The 4,151-nt window shown below is 75.0% G+C and carries 4 protein-coding genes; 2 read left to right on the top strand and 2 right to left on the bottom strand.

All coding sequences use genetic code 11. The features are described 5' to 3' along the window. The coding region (locus ACWGIU_RS31440; protein WP_453711516.1) for a sigma-70 family RNA polymerase sigma factor at positions 1–967 on the bottom strand (967 nt) is incomplete at its 3' end. Further along, a complete protein-coding gene (locus ACWGIU_RS31435; RefSeq protein WP_453711515.1) occupies positions 964–1,461 on the bottom strand; it encodes an IclR family transcriptional regulator in 498 nt (165 codons plus the stop codon). The genes ACWGIU_RS31440 and ACWGIU_RS31435, both read right to left, overlap by 4 nt. A gap of 527 nt (positions 1,462–1,988) precedes the next feature. Between ACWGIU_RS31435 and ACWGIU_RS31430 the strand changes: the two genes are divergently transcribed. Both ACWGIU_RS31430 and ACWGIU_RS31425 read left to right on the top strand, forming a co-directional pair. Next, positions 1,989–2,702 carry a bifunctional 4-hydroxy-2-oxoglutarate aldolase/2-dehydro-3-deoxy-phosphogluconate aldolase gene (locus ACWGIU_RS31430; RefSeq protein ID WP_453711514.1) on the top strand — a complete coding sequence of 238 codons (714 nt, stop codon included), beginning with the start codon at positions 1,989–1,991 and terminating at the stop codon, positions 2,700–2,702. A 2-nt stretch (positions 2,703–2,704) separates the two neighbouring features. Continuing rightward, a complete protein-coding gene (locus ACWGIU_RS31425; RefSeq protein ID WP_453711513.1) occupies positions 2,705–3,709 on the top strand; it encodes a PfkB family carbohydrate kinase in 1,005 nt (334 codons plus the stop codon). The last annotated feature ends 442 nt before the right edge of the window (positions 3,710–4,151 follow it).

Here is a 4,151-nt window from a genome sequence, read left to right as displayed (position 1 = left end):
GCACCGCACCGCCGACCACCCGGCGGCGGCTCTGCCGGCGCTTGCGGAGCGCGCCGCGGCCACCGCCGCTCATGTCGGTCACCGGGGTGAGCTGGGTCGCCGCGTCGTCGTAGCCGCCGTCGAAGCCGCCGTCGAAACCTTCGGCGAAGGCCACGCTCGCGGGAGCGAAGCCTGCCGCCCCAGCCGTCTTCATCCCCGCCAGCAGGGCCGCCGAGACGGGCACCAGGGCCAGACCGGCCAGCAGTCCCTCCGCCGGAACCAGTCCGCTCCACAGACCGGAGCACCGTACGCATTCACGGGCGTGCCGGGCTATTCGCTTGCGCCACAGCGCCGAGGGCTCTCCGTCCCAGCCCCCCATCACGGTCCGCAGCTCCTCGCACGCCGGATGGGTGTCCAGCGCGCGCTCCACCACACGGGCCGACTCCAGCTGCGCTTTCATCCGCTGGACCCGCACCGCCGTGTGCTGCGGGGTCAGTTCCAGCGCGCCCGCCACCTCCGCCCGGGTCAGCTCCCCGGCGCACTCCAGCCACCACAGGGACAGCAGAGCCCGGTCCTCGGGCTCCAGCCAGCGGGTGGCGCGGGCCGTCTCGCGCCGCTGGCCGGCGAGGTGGAGGCGGGCGACGGTCAGGTCGACGAAGTCGGCACCCGGGTCGGCGACATCGCTCGCGGCCTCAAGTGTGCTCTCGCCGAAACCACTCTGCCGGGCCTGCCAGTGCGCCCGCACGCGGTTCATCGCGATCGCCACGAGCCAGGACCGGAAGCTCTCGTCCACACGCAGGCCGCCCAGCCCGTCGAGCGCCCGCAGCATCGTGTCCTGCACCACGTCGTCCACGTCGCAGGACCCGTTCAGGGCCCGCCCGACGATGTTGTAGACGAGCGGGAGATGGGCGCTGACGAGCTCGTCCTGCGCGCGGGGGTCACCCGCGCGGGCCGCTGCCACGAGTGCTGCGGTGTGCTGAGTAGTCATGTGATGTTCCCTGTCCGTACCGGCGGTCGATGATGCCCGATACATGGGAGACCGTCGACGGAGGCGTCGATAACAGTTATCCGGAAGAATTTTCCCGAACAGTTTTCACGGCCCTTCCACCGGGGGTCACAGCAGCGGAGCCAGCGCCTCCGCCGCCGTACGCAGGACCGTGCGTACGCCTCGATCTCTTCGCGGGAGACCAGGAAGGTGACGGTCGTGACGCTGACCCCGCCGACCGGCCGGCCCGACGGACCGAGGACCGCCGCGCCGACACAGCGGATGATGGGCTCGTTCTCCTCGTCGTCGACGGCGAAGCCCCGGGCGCGGACCGCCGCCAGTTCGGTGTGCAGGGCCCGTGCCGTCGTGAGGGTGTGCGTCGTGCGGCGCGGCAGCCCGGTCGCGTCGATCAGTTCCCGTACCTCCTCGGCGGGCAGCAGGGCCAAAATGCTCCTTCCAGATCGCGGTCGTGTGCAGCGGCATGCGCATGCCGACACGGGAGGCCGTCCGGAAGGGCTGTTCCTCGCTCTCCAGCTTGCGGATGCAGGTGAAGGTCCGCCGCTGTGCAGGGCCAGATGGACCGTCTGGCCGGTGGCTTGCCGGAGTGTGCCCAGGACGCGCCCGATGCTGGGCGGTTCCCCGGCACCGAGCAGGGCGGACAGCCCGCGCAGCCGCGGCCCACCCCGTACCGGCTGTCGGCCTCCTGGCGTACGAAGCCCTGCTCGATCAGCGAGGCCAGGATGCGGAAGTGCTCGACTTGGGCACCGCGGCCGCCGCCGTCACGTCGGCGAGGCGGTGCGGGCCACCGGGGAGCGGCCACCGCCTCCAGGACGCGCAGGGACTTCTCCAGGACGGAACCGGCCGCGGAGGTCCGGCCGGCGTGCCCGCCCGCTGCCGCTTCCTCCATTGACACGAGCGCTCCTCGCGTGGGTAGGGTCTAGACCACATGGTTCCGTCATGCGGTACGCCGTTCCACTCCATGGAACGCGGAACAAGTGCGTGGAGCGAAGGGGAGGGTCCTCCGTTGCCCGATCGCCTGCCCGATCACCTGTCCGGCCGCCTGTCCGGCCACCCGTCGACCCGCTCGTCCGCCCACTCGTCCGGCCACCTGTACGCGGTGCTGGCCGCGCAGCGCGTGCTGCCCGTGCTGCGCGACGCCGACGCCGACGAGTCGGTCCGCCGCACCACCTCCCTGCTCGCCGCCGGCTGCCGCGCGGTCGAGCTCACCACCTCCACCCCCGGCTGGGCCGGGGCCGTCACCCGCACGGCGCCGCTGAGCGACCTCCACGGCCGCCCGGCGCTCATCGGCGTCGGCACGGTCACCACCACCGCGCAGGCGGAGACCGCCCTCGACGCGGGGGCCGCCTTCCTGGTCTCCCCCTACCCGGCCCCCGAGGTCCGCGCCGTGGCCCTGCGCCGCGAAGCCCCCTTCATCGAGGGCGGGTTCACCCCCGGCGAGATCGCCGCCGCCGTCCGGGCCGCAGGAGCCGCCAAGGTCTTCCCCGCGCACGTGGGCGGCCCGGGGTTCGTCCGCTCCCTCCGGGCGGTCCTGCCCGGCGCGGTGCTCGTCCCGACCGGCGGCATCCGGCCGGCCGAGGTCCCCGACTGGCTCGCGGCCGGCGCCACGGCCGTCGGCATCGGCGGCGGCCTGCCGAGCGGCCCGGACGAGCTGGCCGCCGTGTTCGCCGGATCGGCCACGCCGGGCTGTGCTCCCCGCGACGCAGCCACGGGGCACTGACCGTGGCCGGACGGGCCGACCCGCGCTACGACGTCCTCGTACTCGGCGAGGTCCTGGTCGAGATCCACGCGGACACCGCCCTGCGCGAGGCCGCCGACGGGACCCCGGCCCGTATCTCCTACTCCGGGGACGCTCTCAACGCCGCGGCCGCCGCGGTGGCGGCCGGTGCGCGTACCGCCCTGCTCGCCGTGGTCGGCGACGACGAACTCGCCGTCCCGCTGCTCCGCCGGGCCGCCGAACTCGGCGTGGACATCTCCCACATCCGCCGCGCCCCCCGCCCCAACGGCGCCTACCTGCTCTCCGCCGACACCGACGGCGACCGCGCGTTCGTCTACTGGCGCACCCGCAGTGCCGGTTCCACCCTCGGGCCCCACCACATCGCGTCCTGGCGCGCGCTGCTGACCCGCTGCGGTGCGCTCGTCACCAGCGGCGTCACCGGCGCCCTGTCGCCGAGCAGCCGCGCCGCCGTGCTGGCCGCGGCCCGCCTCGTGCACGGGGCGGGCGGGCACCTGACCTACGATCCCAACTTCCGCTCCCGGCTGACCGGCCCGGCCGAGGCCCGCGAGCTGCTGACCCGGCTCGCGCCGCTGACCGGGCTGCTCAAGGCCTCCTGCCCGGCCGACGCGCTGGCCCTTCTCGACACCGCAGACCCGCGCACCGCCGCAGCCCGCTGCCGCGCGCTGGGCGCCCGCACGGTCGCGGTCACCGCGGGCGCCGACCGGCTGCTGCTGGACGACGGCACGCGGGCGGCGTACCACCCCGTGCCCGTCAATCCCGAGCCGGTGGACGCGACCGGCGCGGGGGACTGCTTCACCGGCACGACCACCGCCCGGCTCGTCCTCGGCGACACCCTCGCGGACGCCGTGGCCTACGGCATGGCCGCCGCCTCCCTCTCGGTCTCCGGCCGCGGCGGCACCGGGCGCGTCCCCGACTTCACCGAGACGGCGGCGCTGGCCGCCTCGCACCGGCGTACCTGCCCGCCTCGACCGTCGTCTCCGGATCGGTGACCCAGCCCGCGGCGAGGACCGGCCGCGGTTCCCGGTGAACGGCCAGGAACCCGAACGGCCGCTCGAACCGGACCTCCGCCCGGCGGTCCGGGTGCCGCACGCGGGGCGGCGCGGCCCCGCCCGGCGGCTCGGAGCTGACCGGGGAAGCGCCCGACGTTCTCGTCGCCGGCGTGTCCAGCCCGAAGAGCGGGGCGTGGTCGAGCAGGTCGTGTTCGGCGAACAGGGAGAAGGCCACGGTACGGACGCCAGACCCCGGAGGCGGCGAAGACGGTCCCCGAGTCCTGTGCGGAGGCCTGCGCGGCCCAGCGCGTCGAGAGGCGGTTGACCGCCCGTACCGTCCCAATCCTTATGCGGGGGAGCCCAAGGGCGGGTGCGGGGCGCGGCGGGCGCAGCGGAACTTCGGCAGGACCAGGTGAGGGGCGCCGCCCGGGCGGGGGGCTTA

Source organism: Streptomyces sp. NPDC054840 (genome assembly GCF_053611065.1).
This window is presented reverse-complemented; position numbering and strand designations above follow the sequence as displayed.